Source organism: Streptomyces sp. NPDC033845, from assembly GCF_055576225.1.
This window is the reverse complement of record NZ_JBVIRI010000015.1, coordinates 107,223-127,701: the sequence shown is the minus strand read 5'-3', so window position 1 is coordinate 127,701 and position 20,479 is coordinate 107,223. Positions and strand designations below refer to the sequence as shown.

Here is a 20,479-nt window from a genome sequence, read left to right as displayed (position 1 = left end):
TGTGGTCATGACAGGCCAGCGTATCCAGCCCATCAGGACGTCGACACCTTCCGGTCCGGTCGTCGGGGTCGTGGGCTGAGCGGACCCCGCGCCAGCGTGTCGGGGGCGGCCTCCCGGCCGTCGGCGGTCGTCGGCACCACCTTGGCCCGTACCCGTACCCGTGCCCGTGCCCGTGGGCGTATCTGTGACCGCACCCCTGACCGGGTACCCCTGCCGGATTCGACCGAGGAGCCCCGTGGACCACCGCCGCCCGTTGCTGGAGCCCGCCGCCCAGGCTTTCGCCGACGCCACCGCCAACCCGCCCTACCTCTACGAGATCCCCGTCGCCGAAGGCCGCCAGGCCGTGTCCGAGGTGCAGAGCGGGGAAGGCGTCCCGCTGGCTCCCGTGGACGAGGAGTGGATCACCGTGCCCGGCGGGCCGACCGGGGAGGTCCGCACCCGGATCGTACGCCCGCGGGATGTCACAGGCACCTTGCCCGTGGTGCTCTACATCCACGGCGCGGGCTGGGTCTTCGGTGACGCCCACACCCATGACCGGCTGGTGCGCGAACTGGCCGTCGGCGCTCACGCCGCCGTGGTGTTCCCGGAGTACGACCGCTCACCCGAGGCCCGCTACCCCCTGGCCATCGAGCAGAACTACACGGTCGCCCGGTGGATCACCACCCAGGGCCCGGAACACGGCCTCGACCCCGCCCGCATCGCCGTCGCCGGGGACTCGGTCGGCGGCAACATGAGTGCCGCACTGACCCTGATGGCCAAGGAACGCGGCGACGTACGTCTGACCGCCCAGGTGCTCTTCTACCCCGTCACCGACGCCTCCTTCGACACCGGCTCCTACCAGGAGTTCGCCGAGGGCTACTTCCTGCGCCGCGACGCCATGCGCTGGTTCTGGGACCAGTACACGACCGACCCGGCCGACCGCGTCCGGATCACCGCCTCGCCGCTGCGCGCCACCACCGAGCAGCTCACCGGGTTGCCGCCCGCCCTGGTCGTCACCGCCGAGGCCGATGTCCTGCGGGACGAGGGCGAGGCGTACGCCGCCCGGCTGCGGGAAGCCGGGGTCCCGGTCACGGCGCTCCGTGTGCTCGGCACCATCCACGACTTCGTGATGCTGGACGCGCTGCGCGACACGCGGGCCGCCCGGCTCGCCGTGGGCCTGGCCGTCGACACCCTGCGGGAAGCCCTGGCGTGACCGCCCGCCGTATGTACGTCCACCGTCCGCGCGTCCGCCGTCCGCCGGGTGCTTCAGGCGCGCTGATCTTCCGCAGCCGGCCAGGCGCCCCGCGCGGACAGGTGGAGGACGAGGGCCCCGATGTTCCAGGCGTCGTCCTCGCCCCGGTGGTGGCGGCCTTCGAGCGGCAGCCCCGCGATCTCCAGGGCCTGTGCCATGCCGGGGCGCTTGCGCAGACCGTGGGCCTCGGTGAACACCGCCTTGGCGTTGGTGTGGTGCCGGCCGAACGGGTAGGGCGCCCGGGTGGCCTCGCACTGCCGGGTGAACTGGTGCCGGTCGTAGTCGCCCCAGCTGGCCCAGGGCCGGACGCCGGCCTGGTGCTCGGCCGCCAGGAGCCGGCACGCCTCGGTGAAGGTGACCCCCTGGTCGACCTCCTGCTGGGTGAGGCCGGTCAGTTCCGTGCAGAACTCGCTGACGGCGGACCTGGCGGGCTTCACCAGGATCCGGTGCCGGCCGACGCGCTCACCGGCGTACGGATCGATGACCGTCAGCCCGATCTCGATGATCTCGCTGACCGACCCGGGCGGCGGGGAACCGGTCCAGCACGTCGCTTCGACGTCCACGACGTTGACGAGGCCCGCGGCCCGGTTGTTGTCCATGCCGGGAGCGTAGGGAGCCGCCGCGGCCGGCGCACCCGGATTTCGGCGCACCCCGCCGCCGCGGCGGCCGGTCGGCCCGAGAACTGAGTGGCGATCACTCATGTGCCCGAGAGGCCGGCGGCCGAAGCTGGTTCTCGCCGTGCCACGGACAGTCCGGCCGCGCCGCCTCCGACTGCGGGGGGAGAGGCGGCGCACAGACCTGCCCGGCGGGTGCGTCGCACGGCATGGCCGGTGCCGTCCAGGGGAAAGGCGGCACCGGCCGGATCCGGCGGCTCGGCCGGCCCACCCCCCGATCGGATGACTCCGGGGACCCGCCCGGAGGGATTCCCTGGACCGTACGCCCTCCTCCCCGAGGCCCTCAGCAGGCACCGGAAGAGGTCCAGGTAGGCACAGGCACAGGCACAGGTAGAGCAGATGAGGCGAACCGGCGGGATCGACGGCCTGTGGCCGCTGACCGGGCGGGACGCGGAGCTCGCGTCCTTCGCGGCCGCGCTGCGCGATCCGGCCTGCGAGGGATTCCTGGTGTTCGGTCCGGCCGGGGCCGGCCGGTCCCGCCTCGCGATGGAGTGCGGCCGGACCGCGAGCGACGCGGGCCACGCCGTGTCCGTCGCGCGGGCCACCGAAGCCGGTTCCCGGGTCCCGCTCGGCGCCCTGGCCCACCTGCTGCCCCCGGGCGCGGGCCCGGCCGATCCGCTGCCGCCGGACGCGTCGTACGGGCGGGGTCCGGACCGTACCGGACGCGGCGCCCGGAGGGTGCTGCTCGTCGACGATCTGCACCACCTGGACCCGGCATCGGCCGTGGTCCTGCGCCGCCTCATGGACGACCGGCAGGTCTTCCTCCTCGCCACCGCGCGCACCGACCCGCACGGCACCCCCACCGCCGCCGTCCGGGCGGCGACCGCGGCCCCCGACTGCGTCCGCCGGGCGGACCTCGCCCCGCTGGACCGGGCCACCGTGGACCGGCTGCTGCGGAAGGTCCTCGGGCAGCCGGTCACCGGGAGCACCGTACGGCGCCTCCACCTGCTGACCGGGGGCAGCCCGCTGCTGCTGCGGGAACTGGTCCCGGCGGCGGTCGCCGCGGCACGGCTGACCAGCGACGGCCGGGTCTGGGACCTCGACCCGGGCGACACCGTCCTCACCCCGGGCCTCACCGCCCGGCTGCGCACCGAGCTCGCCGCCTCCGGCTGCCCCCGCGAACTGGAGGTCATGGCGGCCTGCGGGCCGGTGGCGCTGGCCTACCTCCTCGAACGGATCGACCATGACCGGCTCGACGCCATGGAGCGCGACGGCCTCCTCACGGTCACCCGGGACGGCCGCCGCACCGCGGTCCGGCTGGCACACCCGCTGCACGCGCTCCAGCTCCGCGCCGACCTCACCCAGCTCCGCCACCGCGACCTGCTGCTGCGGCACGCCGACTGGATCGAGCGGCGGGGCGCCCGCCGGAGCGGCGACCCCGGCCTGGTGACCGCGCACACCCTCCAGGCCACCGGCGACGGCCGGCCCGCCCTGCTCGCCTCCGCCGTCCGGCACACCGCCGACACCCATGACCTGGACCGGGCCAGGCATCTGCTGGAATCCGTCCCGCCACCCCAGCGCGGCCACGAGTCCCTCCACCTGCTGGGCCGGGCCCGGATCCGGGCCGGGGACCACGAGGGAGCCGAGGAGGCACTCGGCCGGTCCGCCGCACTGGCCCGCACCGAGACCGAGGCGCTCGGGGTCCTGGCCGCACGGGTGCACAACTTCGTCTACGGGCAGGGCGACTCCGCCGACCGCTGCCGGGCCGTCATCGAGCAGGCCCTCCCGCTGATCGGCTCCCCGGCCGGCCGGCGCGAGCTCCGGCTGCTGCGGGCCACGGCCGCGTACGGGGAGGGGGACTACCGCCGGGCCGCCGAGCTGTGCGACGGGCTGGCCCGGGAGGAGGCCGGGAGCGCCGGGCCGCAGCCGGCGGTTGTCCTGCGGAGCACGGTCCTGGAGGCGATGTCCCTCGCCGAACTCGGTCGGACGGAACGGTCCGTCGACCTCGCCCGCGAGGCCGTCGCCGCCGCCCTTCCCGATCACCCGGACGCCTACACCCGGCTCACCCTCGCCGTCGCCCGCGACACCGCACTGGTGCACGCCCTCACCCTGGCGGGACGGCCGCGCGAGGCGCTGGCCCACGGCGGCCGGGCCCGCGCCCAGGGCCACCGGCGCGACGCGCACGACAGCCGCTGGCTCGCCATGGCCCTGGGCCGGGCCGCACTCGCGGCCGGACGGCTGGGCCTGGCGCACCGGCTGTTCGCCGAGGTGGCCCGGACCGCCCGCGGACAGCACACCGTCCTCCTCGCCGACGCCCTCTCCCTCCTCGCCGCCACGACGGCCCAGCAGGGCGACCTCGACGGGGCGGCCCGGGCCTTGGCGGAGGCCGGAAGTACGCCGCCCCCGACCGGCGGGACCCGCCCCGACCTGGGGCTGGGGAGGGCCTGGACGGCCGCCTGCGGAGGAGAGTTCGGCCGGGCCCAGGAACTCCTGGGCGACGCGGCCGAGGAAGAGCGCCGCCTCGGGCACACCGCGCGCGAGTCCGCCCTGCTCACCGACCTCGTACGGCTGGGCGGAGCGGGCCGGGCCGCCCCACGGCTGGAGGCGATCGCGGCCGAGGTCCCCGAGCCGTACCACCGGGGCCGCGCCGCCCTCGCCCGCGCCTGGCAGGCCCACGCCCCCGAGGAACTGCTGGTCCTGGCGGCGGAACTGCACACCTCCGGCGCGAGCCTGCTCGCCGCCGAAGCGGCCACCGACGCCGCCGACACCCTGCGGCGCTCGGGACAGCCACGGGCCGCCCGGGCGGCGGAACGCACGGCCGCGGACTTCCTCGAACGCTGCGACCGGCCGTTCACGCCGGGGCTGCGCGATCTGCGGCCCGGCGGGCTGCTGACCGCCCGCGAGGCCGAGATCGCCACGTTCGCGACCCGCGGCCTGGCCAACAAGGACATCGCCGCCATGCTGCACATCTCTCCCCGCACGGTGGAGAACCACCTCCACCGCGTGTACACCAAGCTCGGCATCCGGGGCCGGTCCGAGATCCCGACGGGCACCCCGGCCCATCCGGCGGGAGCGGACGCCCCGGACGCCTGCTGAACGAGGCCGGTGGCCGGCCGAGGGAATGGCCCCGCACCTCGATCGATCGGACCAAGCGGGGCGCACCCGCGATGCCGTTCGCTGGAGGGATGACCAGCCTCCAGAGCCCGCATCCGAACCAGGGCCCGAACCCGCTGCCGAGCCCGAACCCGCTGCCGGACGCGAACCCGCCGGACCGGGCAGGGCCACCGGCGGCCCTGCCCGCCGCGCCCGTGTCCGTCCGGGGGACCCCGGCGACGACGGCTACAGCAAGCGGCTCAGACCCCGCCACATCACCATGATCGCGATCGGCGGGGCCATCGGCACCGGGCTGTTCCTCGGCGCGGGCAGACGCCTCGCCACCGCCGGCCCCGCGCTCGCCCTCGCCTACGCCCTGTGCGGGGTCTTCGCCTTCCTGGCCGTCCGCGCCCTGGGAGAACTGGTCGTCCACCGCCCCTCCTCCGGAGCCTTCGTCAGCTACGCCCGCGAGTTCCTGGGCGAGAAGGGCGCCTACACGGCCGGCTGGGCGTACTTCCTGTGCTGGGCCACCACCGGTATGGCCGACATCACCGCGGCCGCCACCTACGCGCGCTTCTGGCCAGCCTTCGCGCACGTCCCGCAGTGGGTGCTCGCGCTCGGCGCCCTGACCCTCGTCCTCGCCACGAACCTGATCTCGGTGCGCTTCTTCGGCGAGACGGAGTTCTGGTTCTCCGTCGTCAAGGTGGGCGCCCTCACCGCCTTCATGGTCCTCGCCGTCGTCCTGATCGCGACCCGCCACCCCGTCGGCGGCCATGTGCCCGGTCTCACGACGATCACGGACCACGGCGGGGTCTTCCCCGCCGGTTTCCTGCCCGTACTGCTGGTCATGCAAGGGGTCGTCTTCGCCTACGCGGGCCTCGAACTGTGCGGGGTCGCGGCCGGCGAGACCCCGGACGCCCGCCGGGTCGTCCCCAAGGCCCTCCGGACGATCATGTGGCGCATCGTGTTCCTCTACGTCGGTTCCGTCGTCCTCCTGACGCTCCTCCTGCCGAGCTCCGCCTACTCGGCGGACCAGAGCCCGTTCGTCACCGTCCTCACCCGGTTCGGCATCCCCGGGGCGGCCTCCGTGATGAACCTCGTGGTCCTCACCGCGGCGCTGTCCTGTTCGCTGCTGTTCTGGAACCGGGCCCGGCGCGGGCTCGCCACCCGCCCCGCTACCGGCTGCCCGGGGCTCCCTACACCCAGCTGCTCACCCTGCCCTTCCTGCTCGGGATGCTGGCCCTGATGGGCGCCGACCACGGGGTGGGGACGATGACCGTCCTCGCCCTGCCGGCCGTGGCCGCAGCGCTCGTCGGCGGCTGGTTCCTGGTCCGACGGCGGGTCGGAGCCCGTGCGGGCCTCCCGGCGGGGGCGGCCCACCGCGGGCGGTATGGTCGCCGCATGGACGCGAGCGGAAGGGTCTGGGGAGCCACGCGCGAGGAGGGGATCGCGCCGTACCCCTGCGACCGTCTCGTGGCCGAGCCGACCGAGCGCTGGACCCGGGCCGTCGACATCGCGGCCCCGCCCCCGCACGTCTACAGGTGGCTGCGCCAGCTGACCGTCGCCCCGTACAGCTACGACTGGATCGACTTCCGCGGCCGCAGGAGCCCACGGGTGCTCCTCCCCGACCTGCCGGACCTCCGGGTCGGACAACAGCTCCTGGTCTTCGAGATCGCGGGCTTCACCACGGACGAGCACATCACCGGCATCCTCCCCGAAGCCCTCGCCCGGCGGCACGGCCCCATGGCCGTCAGCTACCGCGTGCACGCCCGGGGGACGGGCACGCGCCTGGTCGTCAGGGTGGCCACCCAAGCCGGGGGCACGGCCGGACGACGGCTGCGACGAGCCCTGCTGGCCTGGGGCGACCTGATCATGATGCGCAAACAGCTGCTGACCCTGAAGGGGCTGGCCGAGGACACCGCGCCGGGGTGACGGGTCAGGGTGCGGTCAGGCGGTCGACCAGGAGGGCGAGGCGTTGGTCGGCTTCCGGTGGGGGGAGGCGTCCGGCCCGGGTGGGGTCGGCCAGGCCGTGCGGGGCGGCCCAGACACCTCGGTGAACAGCCCCGGGGTGGACGCCCTCGCCGGTGACCTCGGCGAGGCTCTCCAGCAGGGCGGCGAAGGCGTCCTTCAGGGGTTCCGGGGTGTCCTCGACCGCGAAGGCGAGTCCGCCGTCGAGCCGGAGCATGGCGTCGTAGACGGCCGGGTTCTGCTCGGCGAAGTCGAGGTAGGCACGGGCGAGGGCGGTGACCCGGGCGTGCGGGCCGTCCGCGGTGGCGGTCGCGGCCCGCAGGGCCGTGGCCGTCTCGGAGGCGCCCTGGAGGGCGACGGCGCCGATGATCTCGCGCTTGCCGCCGAAGTGGCTGCAGAGGACGGGCTGGCTGTACTCGATGCGCTCGGCGAGCCGGCGGGTGGTGACCGCCTCCCAGCCCTGCGCGCTCCCCGGCGACGGCGGTCAGCTCGGCCGGGCCCACGGGGGCCGGATGCTCGGCGCCGTGATGCCGGTGCAGAGCCCGTACCAGCCGCACTGGCGCCCGTGCGGGCCCGGGCCCGGCGGTCAGAGGATGTTGGCCAGGAGTCCCGTCACCGGAGTCAGTGCGCCGGGCTGGCCCAGTGCCCGGAAGTCCGCCTCGACCTCGGCCAGGTCGAGCACCCCGGCCCGGATGGCGTGGAAGCGGACGAGGGTCCAGACGAACACGTCGAGGTTCTCGAACTGCGTGCCCGCCTCGATGACCTCCTCCTCGTGGAACCACACCGCGACCCGGCCGTCGGCCAGGACGACGAAGTAGTTGCCACCGCCGTCCGCGCAGAGCGACCACACATCGTCGTCCGAGAGCTCCGTCTCGTAGTCGGAGTCCAGGATCCGGCAGTCGTTGCCCTGGAAATCGAAGGCGTACGACCAGTCCGCTATGTCGAGCACGGCCGGCAGGGTGCCGGCGCGGACCTTGAGGTCGAAGGCGGCCAGCGCGGTGGCGGAGGGGCCTGGGAGCCGGGCCAGGAAGGGGTCGACCGGGCGGGTGGTGGCCGGGACGTCGGCTCGCGGGGCCTCGGGGAACCAGCGCGCCACATCGGCGTCCAGGTCCCGCACCACATATCCGGTCAGCTGATCAACAGTGAGTGCCATGCGGTGAGGTTAACGGGGGCCGCCGACAGCGCCGCGGGGGGCCGGGCGGTCGGTGACGGACCGCGCGGATCCGGGGACGCGGCCTTGACCGGGGAGGGTGGTCGCGCGGGAGCATGGGGGGTATGACCATGGCAGAGCAGCGGCGGACATCCGCCGATACGGGGACGGGCACCGGGCCTGGGACGGTCACCGGTACGGGGAAGGCCACCGGTACGGGGCCCGGGATCCGGGAGCGGATCGGGGCCGGGTTGTTCTCGCGCGTGGCCGGACCCTCCGGGGCGGCCAACCGCGCCCGGATCCACGGCACGCCCGGACCGCGCTGGTTCGGGCCCGAACGGCCCGTCCGCACGGTGCACGGCGATGCCGCCATGTTCATCGGCGGCCTCAGCGCGCTGCTGCTCCAGTCACTGCACCCGGTCGCCATGGCCGCCGTGGCGGCGCACTCCGGGTTCCGGGGCGACCCGTGGGGACGGCTCCACCGGACCAGCACCTTCCTCGCGGTCACCACCTACGGCACCGCCGAGGACGCCCAGCGCGCCGTCGAGCGGGTCCGGGCCGTCCACGAGCGGGTGAGCGGCACCACCGCCGACGGGACGCCCTACCGGGCCGCCGACCCGCAACTGCTCGGCTGGGTCCACGTCGCCGAGGTGGACAGCTTCCTCCGCGCCCACCAGCGGTTCGGGGCGCATCCCCTGGACCCTGCCGGGTGCGACGGGTACCTGGCGGACACCGCCATGGTCGCCCGCGCCCTCGGGGTCGTCGACCCGCCGCGGAACCGGGCCGAACTCGCGGACCGGCTGGCCTCCTACCGCCCCGGCCTCCGGGCCACCCCGGAGGCCCGCGACGCCGCCCGCTTCCTGCTGCGCGAACCACCGCTCCCGCTGATCGCCCGCGCCCCCTACGGGGTGCTGGCCGGCAATGCCGTCGCCCTGCTGCCGCCATTCGCGCGCGAGATGCTGGGGCTGCGCGTCGGCCCGCTGCTGCCGGAGCCGTGCGTACGCCTCTCCGGGCTGGCCATGACGGGTGCCATCCGCTGGGCCCTGGGAGCGCTGCCGCCCCCTCCCACACCGCTCACACCGCCCGAACCGAACCCGCCGGAGCCGCCGGAAGCGGTGGACGCCCGGGACTGAGCGTCCACCGACACGGCCGTGCGCCGGGGCCCGCGGCCGCGCCCCGGGCCCGCTCAGATGCCGATGTTGGCGAAGCTCACACCGATGTTGCGGAGCGCGGCGGACAGTGACGGGTGGTTGACCTCGAAGCGTTCCGCGGCCCGGTTCAACGCCTCGGGGAGCCGTGAGTCGGCCGCTTCCCGGTCGGCCTCGGTCTTGTCGAGCAGCGCCTCCAGATGGGCCAGCTCCTCCGGGGTCAGCAGCGGGCTCCGTGAGTGGATCTCCTCGCGCAGCGCCAGCAGCCGTTCACGGGACAGTTCCCTCGGCCGCATAGGGTCCATCGACATCGCCACCATGACTCCTCACGCAGGTCGGTCCGTACCGCCACGTCTGCCCCGTCCGCGCCGCCCTACCCGTGGCACCGAGCCGGTCGGTGCCGGGTGTGGATGGGGGTGGATGGGGGCGGATGTTTTCCATGGGGAAGGGTTTGGGTCGGTTCGTACGGGTCAGACGCACGACACCGAACGCATGGGCAGCACGACCCCTGATCTGAAGGAGCTCGCCATGACGGACAAGGCCAAGGGCAAGATGGACCAGGCCAAGGGCAAGGCCAAGGAAGCGGCCGGCAAGCTCACCGGCAACGACCGGCTGAAGGCCGAGGGCAGGACCGACCAGGCGAAGGGCAAGACCGAGGAGGCCATGGGCGAGGTCACCGACCGTGCGCGCGGGGTCAAGGACTCCCTGAAGGGGCGGCGCCACTCCGGCTGAACCCGCTGGACATGCCTGCGCCCGGCCGCCCCGCCTGTGGAAGGCGGGGCGGCCGGGCGCCGTAAGGGGTAGAGAGGGCCGGTGGGGTCAGGCGTGGCTCGAACGGCGACCGCCGGTGACCACCCGGTACAGGACGAGCAGGATCACCGAGCCGGCTATCGCGGCGATCCAGGTGGACAGGTCGAAGAACCCGTCGATGGAGTCCACACCGAAGATCACCTTGCCGAGCCAGCCGCCGAGCAGACCGCCCGCGATGCCGATCAGCGTGGTGATGATGAAGCCGCCGGGGTCCTTCCCGGGAAGCAGTGCCTTGGCCACCAGGCCGGCGAGAAGACCGATCAGAATCCAGGCCACGATGCCCATGGGCGTTCTCCTTGTCGCGATGTGACGGTCCGAAAGTCGCCGTCCTCCCCGCGTGTGCGCTGTTCGGGCCGTTCCAAACCCGGCCGACGCCTCGAATCGAGGATCAGCCCGCGTCGTTGTCCTCGTCCTGGCCCTCGTCCCAGCGTTCGTTGTTCCGCTGCACGGTCTCGGGGGCCGCGGCGGCGTCCGCCCGGGTGGGGAAGGGGCCGAGGCGGTCCTTCGCCGGGCACCCGGCGCCCTCTTCGGTGGTCTTGTGCTCAAGGCAGTAGTACCAGTCGCTCATCGTGCTGCTCCTCCTGTGCTTCTGTGCTTCCGTGCTTCCGCTCATCGGTACGGGCGGTGTCAGACTGGACGGGTGAGGGACCACACCGCCGAGGACCCGCTGGAGCGGGCCATCCTGGAGCTGCTGGCGCGACGCGGCCCCACCGCCTCCATCTGTCCCTCGGACGCGGCACGCAGTGCGTACGGCGGCGAGGGCGACGGCTGGCGCGCCCTCATGGAACCGGTCCGGCAGGCGGCCCGCAGGCTGGCCGCGGCCGGCGAGGTGGAGATCACCCAGGGCGGCAGGACCGTGGACCCGGACCGCGCCCGGGGCCCGATCCGCATCCGGAGCCGCACCGGGCGCCCCCACTGAACCCGGCCGGGGGCCGGGAGGCACTCAGGTGGCTTCCGCCATCGATCTGGCCATCCGCTCCGTCTCCCCGCCCGCCTCCGCCGGCCTCGCGGCCGTGGACCCGGGAGCGCCGTCGAGGGGGACCAGGACGTCGATGCGCTTGCCGCCCTGCGGGGTCGGGGTGATGGCGATGTCGCGGGCCACCCGGCGGATCAGCGGCCAGCCGAAGCCGCCGACCCGGACCGCGCCGTCGATCCGGGAGAGCGTCTCCGGGCCGGCGCTGCTGGCGTCGGTGGCCCACAGCAGCAGTCCCTCGGGGCGGACCTCGGCGCCGAAACCGACCAGCCCGCCGCCGTGGCGTATCGCGTTGGTGACGAGTTCCGAGGTCACCAGCAGTGCGTCGGTCAGGATGTCCTCCGCGAGCTCCTCCGCGGCGGCCGTCCCGGACGGCAGGATTCCGGCGGACTCGATGAGCGACCGCACACGGTCGCGGGCCTGTGCGACGGTCGGCGCGGGCGGACCGGCCGCGCCGCTCTTCCCGTACGGCACCGGTGACCTCCTTGTGGGTGTCGTGGCGGACGGACCGTTGTCGTCTGCCCGGCGAACGCGCGGGCAATCGCAGAGGCAAAGACCCCGGCCCGGTCCGCGCAAGGGTTTCGGCTTCGGTCTCGGCTCAGTCGGACCTGGGCGGGAGGGGCATCACGGTGGCCCCGGCCACGTCCGGGGCCAGGTGGAACGCCCGGTCCGCGCCGGTGAGTTCCAGCAGTCGCCGCACCCGGCGCGGTATGGTTCCGGCCAGGACCACGGGCCGGTCCAGGGCCGCCTGCAGCAGGATTCCGAGGGCCGTCGAGTCCACGAAGGTCACGCCCGAAACCTCCAGGACGAACCGGTCCGGCGCCGCGGCGTCCGCTGCGCCGTCCGCCGCGTCGCCCGGGGCGAGTGCCGTCCGCAGCTCCGCCACCGAGTCCATGTCGAACTCGCCGGTCAGCACGACGACCCGCGCCCCGCCCTCCGGCCGGCTCTCCACACCGTTGCGCGGCTCGGCGTCGTACCCCTGCTCCGAGCCCGTCTCCCTGTCCATCCGCACCACGTTTCCTCGTTGCTCCCGGCCCTGGTTGTCGATGGCTGCCGCCCGGCCCTCAGAGGGTCTTGGGCAGCTTCACCACGGTGACGAAGAAGTCGTCGATCTGCTGGATCGCCCGGATGAACTGGTCGAGGTCGACGGGCTTGGTCACGTACGCGTTGGCGTGCAGCTTGTAGCTGCGCAGGATGTCCTCCTCGGCGGCCGAGGTGGTGAGCACGACCACCGGGATGTGGTTCAGATCCGGGTCCGTCTTGATCTGCTCCAGGACCTGCCGGCCGTCGTACTTGGGCAGGTTGAGGTCGAGGAGGATCAGGTCGGGCCGCGGCGCGTCCACGTGGTCGCCCCGGCGGTAGAGGAAGTCGAGGGCCTCCAGGCCGTCCCGCACCACGTGCAGCACGTTGCCGATCTTGTTGTCCTCGAAGGCCTCGCGGGTCATCAGCTCGTCGCCCGCGTCGTCCTCGACGAGCAGGACTTCCGCGGGGGTGGCCTGGGGCCGGTCGGTGGGGATGCTCATCGGTTCGTTCCTTCTTCGGCTACGGCGCCGGCGTCGGCGGCGGTGTCGGCAGGCGCGCCGGGGGCGCCTGCCGTACGTACGGTACCGAGCGCGCGGGGGCTGTCCTCGGCGCGGGCCGGATCGGGCTCGGCGGCCGGATCCGGCTCGGCCGCCGGCAGCGTGAACACGATCCGGGTGCCGCCGGTGTGCCCGGTGTCGATCCGGATGCGGCCCCCACCGTGCTCCACGATCTTCTTGCAGAGGGAGAGGCCGATCCCGGTCCCGCCGTAGGTGTCGCGCCCGTGCAGCCGCTGGAAGATCACGAACACCTTCTCCGCGAACTCCGGTGCCACCCCGATCCCGTTGTCGGTGACGGCGAAGGCGTGGAACCCCGGCTCCGCTTCGCCCGCACCGTCCAGCTGCTCGACGGCGATCCGCGGAGGGCGTTCGGGGGAGCGGAACTTGACGGCGTTGCCCACCAGGTTCTGCCAGAGCATCGTCAACAGGGTCGGATCGCCCACCGTGCCCGCGAGGCGCTCCGGCCGGCTGATCTCCGCCCCGCTCTCCTCCACCGCGGCCGCCAGGTTGCGCAGCGCCCGGTCGAGGGTGCCGTCCAGGTCGACGTTCTCCCGGGCGTCCTGCACCCGGCCCACCCGGGAGAAGGTCAGCAGGTCGTTGATCAGGACCTGCATCCGCTTGGCCCCGTCCACGGCGAACCCGATGTACTGGGCGCCGCGCTCGTCGAGCTGGTCGCCGTAGCGCTTCTCCAGCAGCTGGCAGAAGGAGGCCACCTTGCGCAGCGGTTCCTGGAGGTCGTGCGAGGCCACATAGGCGAACTGCTCCAACTCCGCGTTCGAGCGCCGGAGTTCGGTAGCCGTGGCCTCCATCTCGGCTGCTGCGCGGTTCAGCCGGCCGGCATAGTGCCGGGAGGCTTCCAGGTCGGCCACGGTCCGGTGCCGCATGGCCTCCACCGATGCCGCCAGCGCCCGCAGGTCCGAGGGGCCGCGCTGCGGGATCTCCTCGTCGAACTTGCCGTCCGCCACCCGCTGGGAAGCCCTGCGCACCAGGGCCAGCGGCCGCAGCACGGCCACCCGGAGCAGGACCGCGAGGGCGGCGGCGGTCAGCAGGAAGGCCACCACGACGCCCAGCAGGATCCGGTCCCGCTGCACCCGGGCCTGGCCGAAGGTGCTGCGGGCCTCGGACTGGATCGCGTCCAGCCTGGTCTGCTGGGCTTCGAGCCGTCGGCGGACCTCGTCGAACCGGGCCTTGCCCGCCTGGACGCTGGGCGCCGGCCGGCCGGCACGCACGGCGGCGATGGCGGGCTCGGCGAAGTCCTCGCGCCACAGCCGGGCGGCCTCGGACACGCCGGTGAGGTCGGCGCGGACGTCGCGGTCCGAGTCGCGCGCTCCCGCGAGCCGCCGCTCGGCCCGCGCCTCGCTCTCCTTGCCGCGTTCGTACGGTTCGAGCAGGTCCGCGTCCCCGGCCAGCAGATAGCCGCGGATCCCGGTCTCCTGGTCCAGCAGCGCGGTCTCCAGGCGCAGGGCGTCCTGCCGGGCGGGGAGGATCCCGTCGACCAGCCGGTTGCCGGCCTCGGTGGTGTGCGAGAGGAGGGAGGCGCCGAGCGCACCGGTGCCGATGATCATGACGGCGAGCAGGGCCAGCACGGTCGTGAGCCAGCCTTGCAGGCTCATCCCGCGCCGCTTCGCCGTACCGGCCCTCGGGGCGGCTGCGGGCTCCGGCGCGGGGGGCTCCGCTACGGGCGGCTGTTCCGCGGGGCTCTCGGGCGACGGAGCCGCCGCGGGGTCTCGGACGCCGTCCGCGGACTGTCGGGGGAGGGTCACTTGGGGGTGTTCCATTCGAGGTGGAGGACGGCGACGTCGTCGGCGAGGCCGCCCCAGTCCGCGGCCAGGCCCTGCGCCGTGCGGATCAGGGTGTCGACGAAGGGTTCGGCGGGCAGGTCGTGGTGACGGCGGGCTATGTCGAGGAGCCCCTGCTCTTCGAGGCGTTCGGAACCGGGCCCGGTCCGCCCCTCGATGAGGCCGTCGGTGAAGAGCATCACGGCACCCCCCGCCTCCAGCGGCACATCGGTGACGGGCCAGACCGTGTCCGGTCCGGGGACGATGCCCAGGGCCGGGCCGCCCGGAACCTCCCGCAGATCGACCCCGGCGGCGGACCGGATCAGGAATCCGGGATGCCCGGCCCGCTGTACCGCGAGGTCGGCGGACGCGGACGGACGGGTCACGGACACCAGTGTGGCGAAGATCTCCGGGCCGGACCGTTCCGCGAGCAGGATCCGCTGGAGCAGCTGGAGGAGCTCCGCGCCCCGGGCGCCCGCCATCACGAAGGCCCGCCAGGCCACCCGCAGGCACACCCCGAGCGCCGCCTCGGCCGGGCCGTGCCCGGAGACGTCACCCACGACGGCGTGGGTGGCCCCGTCCGGGGTCTGCACCACGTCGTAGAAGTCACCGCCGAGCAGCGACTGGGCGCGCCCGGGCTGGTAGCGGGCGCACACCGCGACCGAGTCGTCGAGGAGGAGCGGGGTCGGCAGGAGTCCGCGTTCGAGACGCGCGTTCTCCTCGGCGCGCAGCCGTCCCGCCTGGAGGGCGACGGCGGCGAGCTCGGTCCGCTTGCGCTGGATGGCGTAGCGGATGGCCCGCATGAACACGTCCGGCTCCAGCCGGCCCTTGACCAGGTAGTCCTGGGCGCCGGCGGCGACGGCGCCCAGTCCGGCCTGCTCCTCCGAAAGCCCGGTGAGGACGACCACGGCGGTCTCGGCGGAGGCCGCGAGCACCTTGCCGAGGCCGTCGAGTCCCTGGGCGTCGGGCAGGTGCAGATCCAGCAGGACGCACTGCGGCGGTTCGGATCCGATCAGCGCCAGGGCGTCGGACAGCGACCGGGCCCGGCCCAGCCGGACCTCGATCCCGCTGTCCTCCACCAGCTCCTCGACCAGGACCGCGTCCCCCTCGTCGTCCTCGATGAGCAGGACGTACGGGGGCTTGCCGTTCCAGAGGGCGACGGAGGGGTCCGGGTCCTCGGCGGCCCGCACGGGGGCGGTCGGCGGCGCCGGCCGGGCCGGGCCGCGGCTGCCCGGATGCGGTGCGTTCAGATCGAGAGCGGTCCCGGTGCCCATGGCGTGGTCTTCCCTTCTCGCCACGGGACGACGAGACCCCACGGAGGACGCACGGTTGCGCCTGGGGGCCAGCTTAGGAGGATCATTTGCCGTTGGGCAATGTTTGAAGAAGTCAATTACTCTGCTCTGTCCGAAAGCGACGGCGGCGGACCGTCAGGCGCAGTCCGGCAGTACCGCGGGGGCGGGCGGATCGGGCCCGTCCGGATCGTCCCGGCCGGGCGCGCCGGATTCCGGCCGGGCCGCGAAACCGTGCGCCGCGGCCTGCCGGAACGCCGTCAGCCCCACCACCAGGGCCTCCACGGCCGAGGCGGGCATCCGGTCCAGCACCGCGGCCAGCTCGCGCAGCCGGATGGCCCGGTGCTCGTCGAGCAGCGCCCGCCCGCGCGGGGTCAGCCGGAGCCCGACCTCGCGCCGGCTGACGGGACTGGGCTCGCGCAGCAGCAGCCCGATCGCCTCCAGCCGGTCGCACAGCCTCGTCACCGAGGGGGGTCTGGAGCCGAGCACCGAGCCCAGGGTCCGCAGATTGATCCCCTCGGAGCCCTCCACGGCCAGCAGCGCCCGCATCTGGGACGGTGACACGGCCGGTGTCGGGGCGTCCTGGCCCCGGGCGCGCAGCACCTCCAGGAGCTCCGCGGCCGCGCTGATCTCCTCCGCGGGGCCCCCGGACGGACCGGCCGCACCCGCCGGGCCGGTGAGACCTGAGAGACGGGACGGGCCGGAGGGGCCGGGTGGACCAGGTGGACCGCCGGTACGGGTCATGCAGCCACTGTGCCACCGTCCGCCCCGAGATGTCGTGTCCGGCTCAGCGGCGGTCCCCGTCTACCGCCCGTCCCCGTCTACCGCCCGTCCCCGTCTCCCGGCCCGTTCCCCTCCCCGGTCTCCCGGGTCTCCCCGGTTCCGGCCGGCCGGCCGTGCCAGTCGAGGCAGACCACCATGGCGTCATCGGCGGCCTGCGCCTCCCCCCGGTGGCCGGACAGCTCCTCCAGGACGGCCCGGGGCACCTGGGACGGCGGCAGCAGCCGGGTGTTCATCACGGCCCGGGCCAGGGCGTGCAGGCTGTAGAGCTCCCCGGACGGGGAGGCGACGTCGTAGACCCCGTCGCTGAGGAAGAACAGCCGGTCCCCGGGCTCCACCCGGAACCGCTGGCAGGTGTAGACGGTGTCCTCGAACATGCCCAGCGGCAGCTGCGGCTCCAGCTCCACCGGCTCCACGACCCCCTGCCGGAGCCGCCAGATGCGCGGGGACCCGGCGTCGATGGCATCGACCTCGCCGGTCTCCAGATCGAACCGGAGCAGCAGCATCGCCAGGTGCTGGTGCCCCCGGTAGTGCCCGTACACGGCCTGGTCCGCCAGCGAGGCCTGGTCGATCAGACCCAGCCCGGACCGGCGGGCGTTGCGCAGCGCACAGACCGCCAGATTGGTCAGCAGGGCCGCCTCGACGCCCTCGCCCATGCCGTTGTTGACCGTCAGGGTCAGGTGGTCGGGCGAGGCCGACCAGTCGAAGCTGTCCCCGTAGATGGCGTACGCCGGTTCCAGCTGGCCGCCGAGGTCGTACTCGGGCCGGGAGCAGGACCGGCCGGGCAGCAGCTGCCACTGCATCTCGGCCGCCAGGGTGAGCCGGGTCGCCCGGCGCGCCCGCAGGAAGAGATCGGTGTCCCGTTCGGCGACCAGGATCTCGTGGGCCAACGCGTCCGCGATGTCCTGGAGTTCACCGAGGCGCTCCGGCGCCCGGGCCGCGTCGGGGAAGACCGCGCTCAGCACACCGACCCGGTCACCGCGCACGCTCACCGGCAGGTGCACGGTCAGCTCGCCGCTCCCCGGCACCACGTACGGCTCCTGGGAACCGAAGGCCCGGCCCGCCGGGGTGCCGTGCACCGACACCGGATCGGCGGTGAGGGGCAGTGCGATGACGGGCTGGAGCCGGGTCATGGCGTAGTCCGCCATCAGCAGTGTGGCCGAGCTCGCCCCGTAGCGAAGTTCCAGCACCTCGCGGACCTTGTCGAACAGCTCGTGCGGAGCCGCGTTCCGCAGAACGCGCTCCACTCCCTCGGGTCGTGACACCGGTCTGGCTCCTGCCTTTCCCGCAACTGCGAAAATGGGGGTGCACCATGGAGCCGCGCCTCCTCGGGGGAGGGCGGCCCGTGCATTCGGTAGGGAGTGTCACATGACTCGGGGACCAGTGGTCACCTCCGGGGACGCCGCTCCGGCGGTGGCGGAGATGAGTGGGCTGATCGAGCTGCTGGAGACCGTGTGGGAACGCGGCCGGGACACGGTCTGCGCCCCGCCCGTCTCCTCGGCCCAGGCCCGTGTCCTGTTCCACATCGAGGCGGACGGGGAGATGAACCTGCGCACCCTGGGACGGCTGGTCGGCGCCGCCCCGCCCTCCGTCACCCGGCTCTGCGACCGCCTCCAGGCCGTCGGATTCCTCGAACGCCATCCCTGGCCCGACGACCGCCGGGAGAGCCGGCTGGTGCTGACAGCCGCCGGCCGGGAGTACCTGAGGGGCCTGCGGGCCCGCCGGGAGGAGGTCCTGACGGAGGCGATGGCGGCCATGTCGGCCTCGTCCAGGGCCGCCCTGGCGGTCGGACTGGCCGATTTCTGCGCCGCCGTCGAGGCCCCGCTGCGGCTGTCCGCCGAGGCCGGGGGCCACCCGGCCCGGACGGCCCGGACCGCCCGAACGGCCTGACGGGAGGGGCCTTCCGCCCCGGTCCCGATCTTGTGGTGGACACCCGTGCGGAACGTCACGAATAGGGGTGACGGGGCCGCGTACGGGCCTGAGCGGGATTGCGCGGGCACCGGCCGATGGTGGATGGTTGCCGAAGGGAAACTGTTTTGCTGTCGAACGTGAAGAGGTGAGGGATTCGCACAGCGGGTCCTCGACCATGACCACTGCCCCAGGGCAATCCGTACAGACGCACCCGGCTCTCATGGGAGCGGTCTGGGCCGCTGCGCCCAGCCCCGTCATCGTCGTCGATCCCTACGGCCGGCTCTCCCTGGTCAACCGCGCGGCCGCCAGACTCTTCCCGTCCGCTCACGAGGGTGCCGAGCTCACCACGGCCGTGCCACGCTGGGTGGGCCGCGCCCACGCACACCTGCCCGCCACCGAGCCCGTCGCCATCCCGTCCCAGGCCGAGCCCGTCGCGACACCGGGCCGGGCCGAGCCGCACACCGGCCGGGACCGGGCCGGAAAGGCCGCGGCACAGCCTGCCGCGCAGCCGGAGGCGCCGGCCGGCTCCGCGCCCGGCGAGGCGGTCCGCGGCACCGTCGGCGACCGCACCTTCGCCGCGTACCCCACCCGGCTCGACGGCGGGAACACCGCCTGGTGGTTCATCGACGACACCGAGCACCTGGCCACCGCGGAGGCCCTCGCCGTGGAACGACGCCGGACCGAGTTCCTCGGCAGGGCCTCCAACGCCCTGCTCTCCTCCCTCAACGTCGACCGCTGCATGGCCGTCACCGCCCAGCTCGCCGCCGAACACCTCGCCGACGGAGCCCTGGTCATCGGACCGGCCGTCGGCCGCACCTACCCGGTGGTGTTCTGCGCCCGAGGCGGCGAGCCCCGCGCCACCCGGCTCGCCCTGCGTCCCGCCGAACTGCCCGGCCTCGCCGAAGCCCTCCAGGGATTCCCGCCGGTCCCCTCCCGCTGGGTCGACCCGGCGGCGGCCCCCTCCTGGGTCTTCCCGGAAGGCTTCGGCAGCGTCGGATCCATCGCCGTCACCCCACTGCCCGGCCCCGGGGTCCCCGCCGGAGCACTGGTCCTGCTGCGCCGCGAGGACCAAGCCGTCTTCGACGACCACGAGGAGGCCTTCGCCCGGCTGTTCGCCGCCCGCGCCGGAGCCGCGATGTCCGCCGCCCGTCTCTACACCGAGCAGAGCTCGATCACCGAGACCCTGATGCGCGACCTGCTGCCCCCGGTGCTCCACCACATCGACGGCATCGAGTTCGCCGGCGGCTACCGGCCCTCCGGCGACGGGGAACGCATCGGCGGCGACTTCTACGACGTCCACCCCGCGACGGCCCCGGCCACCGCGACGGCCACCGCGACGACAGCGACCGGCACCGCCACCGCCAGGGCCGCCGCCCCGATCCGGGCCCCGGCGGACACCCAGCCCCCGGAGCCCCCCGCGGCCACAGTCCCGGGCCCGGCCCCGTCCGCGGGCAACGGCGGCCGGCCCGCCGAACCCGGCCCCGGCGAGGTCTTCGTCGTCCTCGGCGACGTGTGCGGCAAGGGCCTCGACGCCGCCGTCCTCACCGGCAAGATCCGCAACACCCTCCAGGCGCTGCTCCCGATGGCCGCCGACCACCAGCGCGTCCTGCGGCTCCTCAACGGCGCACTCCTCAACTCCCACCACGCCCGCTTCGCCACCCTGGTGCTCGCCTCGGTGGCCCGCCGGGACGGCAAGGTCCGGCTCCGCCTCACCAGCGCCGGCCATCCGCCGCCCCTGATCGTCCGGGCCGACGGCCGGGTCGAGGAAGTCTCCACCCGCGGCACCCTGGTGGGCGCCCTCCCGGACGTCGAGGCCACCACCGTCACGGCCGAACTCGGCCCCGGCGAGACCTGCGTCCTGTTCACCGACGGGTTCACCGAGGCCAAGGGCGGACCGCTCGGCGACGAGCTCTACGGCGAACAGCGCCTCAAGCGCGCCCTGTCCGAATGCGCGGGTCTGCCCGCCGAGGCGATCGTGGAACGCCTGCACATGCTCGCGGCCCACTGGATCGGCAGCGGCCGGCACGACGACATGGCGGTCGTCGCCGTCACCGCGCCGCGCACCCACCATCTCAGCGCCGTCGGCGGACACGGCCCCGGAAGGTACACCTCGTGACCCACCGCGCGCCCCGTCGGGAGTACGGCCACCAGGCG

19 protein-coding genes and 3 pseudogenes are annotated in these 20,479 nt (G+C 74.2%); 9 read left to right on the top strand and 13 right to left on the bottom strand.

All coding sequences use genetic code 11. The features are described from left to right. The first annotated feature begins 235 nt into the window (after positions 1 to 235). Positions 236 to 1,192, top strand: a complete 957-nt coding sequence (locus ACZ50K_RS28210; RefSeq protein WP_468908041.1) for an alpha/beta hydrolase — start codon at positions 236 to 238, stop codon at positions 1,190 to 1,192. Positions 1,193 to 1,245: 53 nt separating this feature from the next. On the opposite strand, the gene ACZ50K_RS28205 is transcribed toward ACZ50K_RS28210, so the two are convergent. Beyond that, a complete protein-coding gene (locus ACZ50K_RS28205) occupies positions 1,246 to 1,830 on the bottom strand; it encodes a 3'-5' exonuclease (protein ID WP_468908039.1) in 585 nt (194 codons plus the stop codon). Positions 1,831 to 2,244: 414 nt separating this feature from the next. Between ACZ50K_RS28205 and ACZ50K_RS28200 the strand changes: the two genes are divergently transcribed. Next, the gene (locus tag ACZ50K_RS28200; RefSeq protein ID WP_468908037.1) at positions 2,245 to 4,941 is read left to right on the top strand and encodes a helix-turn-helix transcriptional regulator; all 2,697 of its coding nucleotides are present in this window, start codon (positions 2,245 to 2,247) and stop codon (positions 4,939 to 4,941) included. Positions 4,942 to 5,218: 277 nt separating this feature from the next. Next, positions 5,219 to 6,288, top strand: a pseudogene (locus tag ACZ50K_RS28195) (amino acid permease); the annotation flags it as partial. 586 nt (positions 6,289 to 6,874) lie between these two features. Here the strand turns inward: ACZ50K_RS28195 and ACZ50K_RS28190 are convergent. Then, positions 6,875 to 7,369 (bottom strand): annotated as a pseudogene (locus ACZ50K_RS28190) (TetR/AcrR family transcriptional regulator); the annotation flags it as partial. Between the two features lies 1 nt (position 7,370). Between ACZ50K_RS28190 and ACZ50K_RS28185 the strand changes: the two are divergent. After that, positions 7,371 to 7,442, top strand: a pseudogene (locus ACZ50K_RS28185) (DUF1772 domain-containing protein); the annotation flags it as partial. A 50-nt stretch (positions 7,443 to 7,492) separates the two neighbouring features. Here the strand turns inward: ACZ50K_RS28185 and ACZ50K_RS28180 are convergent. Then, positions 7,493 to 8,059, bottom strand: a complete 567-nt coding sequence (locus tag ACZ50K_RS28180; protein WP_468908035.1) for a hypothetical protein — start codon at positions 8,057 to 8,059, stop codon at positions 7,493 to 7,495. Between the two features lie 122 nt (positions 8,060 to 8,181). Between ACZ50K_RS28180 and ACZ50K_RS28175 the strand changes: the two genes are divergently transcribed. Next, positions 8,182 to 9,189: an oxygenase MpaB family protein gene (locus tag ACZ50K_RS28175; RefSeq protein ID WP_468908034.1), complete on the top strand. Its 1,008-nt coding sequence runs from the start codon at positions 8,182 to 8,184 to the stop codon at positions 9,187 to 9,189. A 53-nt stretch (positions 9,190 to 9,242) separates the two neighbouring features. On the opposite strand, the gene ACZ50K_RS28170 is transcribed toward ACZ50K_RS28175, so the two are convergent. Continuing rightward, complete coding sequence (locus tag ACZ50K_RS28170) at positions 9,243 to 9,515, bottom strand: DUF4404 family protein (protein ID WP_468908033.1); 273 nt, start codon at positions 9,513 to 9,515, stop codon at positions 9,243 to 9,245. 217 nt (positions 9,516 to 9,732) lie between these two features. Between ACZ50K_RS28170 and ACZ50K_RS28165 the strand changes: the two genes are divergently transcribed. After that, positions 9,733 to 9,936, top strand: coding sequence for a CsbD family protein (locus ACZ50K_RS28165; RefSeq protein ID WP_468908105.1), 204 nt, complete (start codon positions 9,733 to 9,735; stop codon positions 9,934 to 9,936). 87 nt (positions 9,937 to 10,023) lie between these two features. Here ACZ50K_RS28165 and ACZ50K_RS28160 read toward each other — a convergent pair whose 3' ends face one another. Next, positions 10,024 to 10,299, bottom strand: a complete 276-nt coding sequence (locus ACZ50K_RS28160; protein WP_468908031.1) for a GlsB/YeaQ/YmgE family stress response membrane protein — start codon at positions 10,297 to 10,299, stop codon at positions 10,024 to 10,026. A gap of 103 nt (positions 10,300 to 10,402) precedes the next feature. After that, the gene (locus ACZ50K_RS28155) at positions 10,403 to 10,582 is read right to left on the bottom strand and encodes a hypothetical protein (protein ID WP_468908029.1); all 180 of its coding nucleotides are present in this window, start codon (positions 10,580 to 10,582) and stop codon (positions 10,403 to 10,405) included. A gap of 72 nt (positions 10,583 to 10,654) precedes the next feature. Between ACZ50K_RS28155 and ACZ50K_RS28150 the strand changes: the two genes are divergently transcribed. Next, positions 10,655 to 10,933 (top strand): DUF3253 domain-containing protein, encoded by a 279-nt coding sequence (locus ACZ50K_RS28150; RefSeq protein ID WP_468908027.1) that lies wholly within the window; start codon positions 10,655 to 10,657, stop codon positions 10,931 to 10,933. Between the two features lie 24 nt (positions 10,934 to 10,957). Here ACZ50K_RS28150 and ACZ50K_RS28145 read toward each other — a convergent pair whose 3' ends face one another. The 7 genes from ACZ50K_RS28145 to ACZ50K_RS28115 all read right to left on the bottom strand — a co-directional run bounded on the left by ACZ50K_RS28145 (position 10,958) and on the right by ACZ50K_RS28115 (position 17,679). Continuing rightward, entirely contained in the window at positions 10,958 to 11,461 is a 504-nt protein-coding gene (locus ACZ50K_RS28145) for an ATP-binding protein (RefSeq protein ID WP_468908026.1), read from the bottom strand. A gap of 124 nt (positions 11,462 to 11,585) precedes the next feature. After that, positions 11,586 to 11,993: an STAS domain-containing protein gene (locus ACZ50K_RS28140; RefSeq protein WP_468908024.1), complete on the bottom strand. Its 408-nt coding sequence runs from the start codon at positions 11,991 to 11,993 to the stop codon at positions 11,586 to 11,588. Positions 11,994 to 12,051: 58 nt separating this feature from the next. Continuing rightward, entirely contained in the window at positions 12,052 to 12,510 is a 459-nt protein-coding gene (locus ACZ50K_RS28135) for a response regulator (protein ID WP_468908022.1), read from the bottom strand. Further along, positions 12,507 to 14,180, bottom strand: coding sequence for a sensor histidine kinase (locus tag ACZ50K_RS28130; RefSeq protein ID WP_468908020.1), 1,674 nt, complete (start codon positions 14,178 to 14,180; stop codon positions 12,507 to 12,509). The genes ACZ50K_RS28135 and ACZ50K_RS28130 overlap by 4 nt, the downstream gene beginning before the upstream one ends. 146 nt (positions 14,181 to 14,326) lie before the next feature. Next, a complete protein-coding gene (locus ACZ50K_RS28125; protein WP_468908104.1) occupies positions 14,327 to 15,619 on the bottom strand; it encodes a PP2C family protein-serine/threonine phosphatase in 1,293 nt (430 codons plus the stop codon). 153 nt (positions 15,620 to 15,772) lie between these two features. After that, entirely contained in the window at positions 15,773 to 16,378 is a 606-nt protein-coding gene (locus ACZ50K_RS28120; RefSeq protein ID WP_468908019.1) for a MarR family winged helix-turn-helix transcriptional regulator, read from the bottom strand. 77 nt (positions 16,379 to 16,455) lie between these two features. After that, positions 16,456 to 17,679, bottom strand: a complete 1,224-nt coding sequence (locus ACZ50K_RS28115; protein ID WP_468908017.1) for a PP2C family protein-serine/threonine phosphatase — start codon at positions 17,677 to 17,679, stop codon at positions 16,456 to 16,458. Between the two features lie 103 nt (positions 17,680 to 17,782). On the opposite strand from ACZ50K_RS28115, the gene ACZ50K_RS28110 reads away from it, so the two are divergent. Then, entirely contained in the window at positions 17,783 to 18,304 is a 522-nt protein-coding gene (locus ACZ50K_RS28110) for a MarR family winged helix-turn-helix transcriptional regulator (protein ID WP_468908016.1), read from the top strand. 241 nt (positions 18,305 to 18,545) lie between these two features. Next, a complete protein-coding gene (locus tag ACZ50K_RS28105; RefSeq protein ID WP_468908015.1) occupies positions 18,546 to 20,441 on the top strand; it encodes a PP2C family protein-serine/threonine phosphatase in 1,896 nt (631 codons plus the stop codon). Positions 20,442 to 20,479 lie beyond the last annotated feature (38 nt).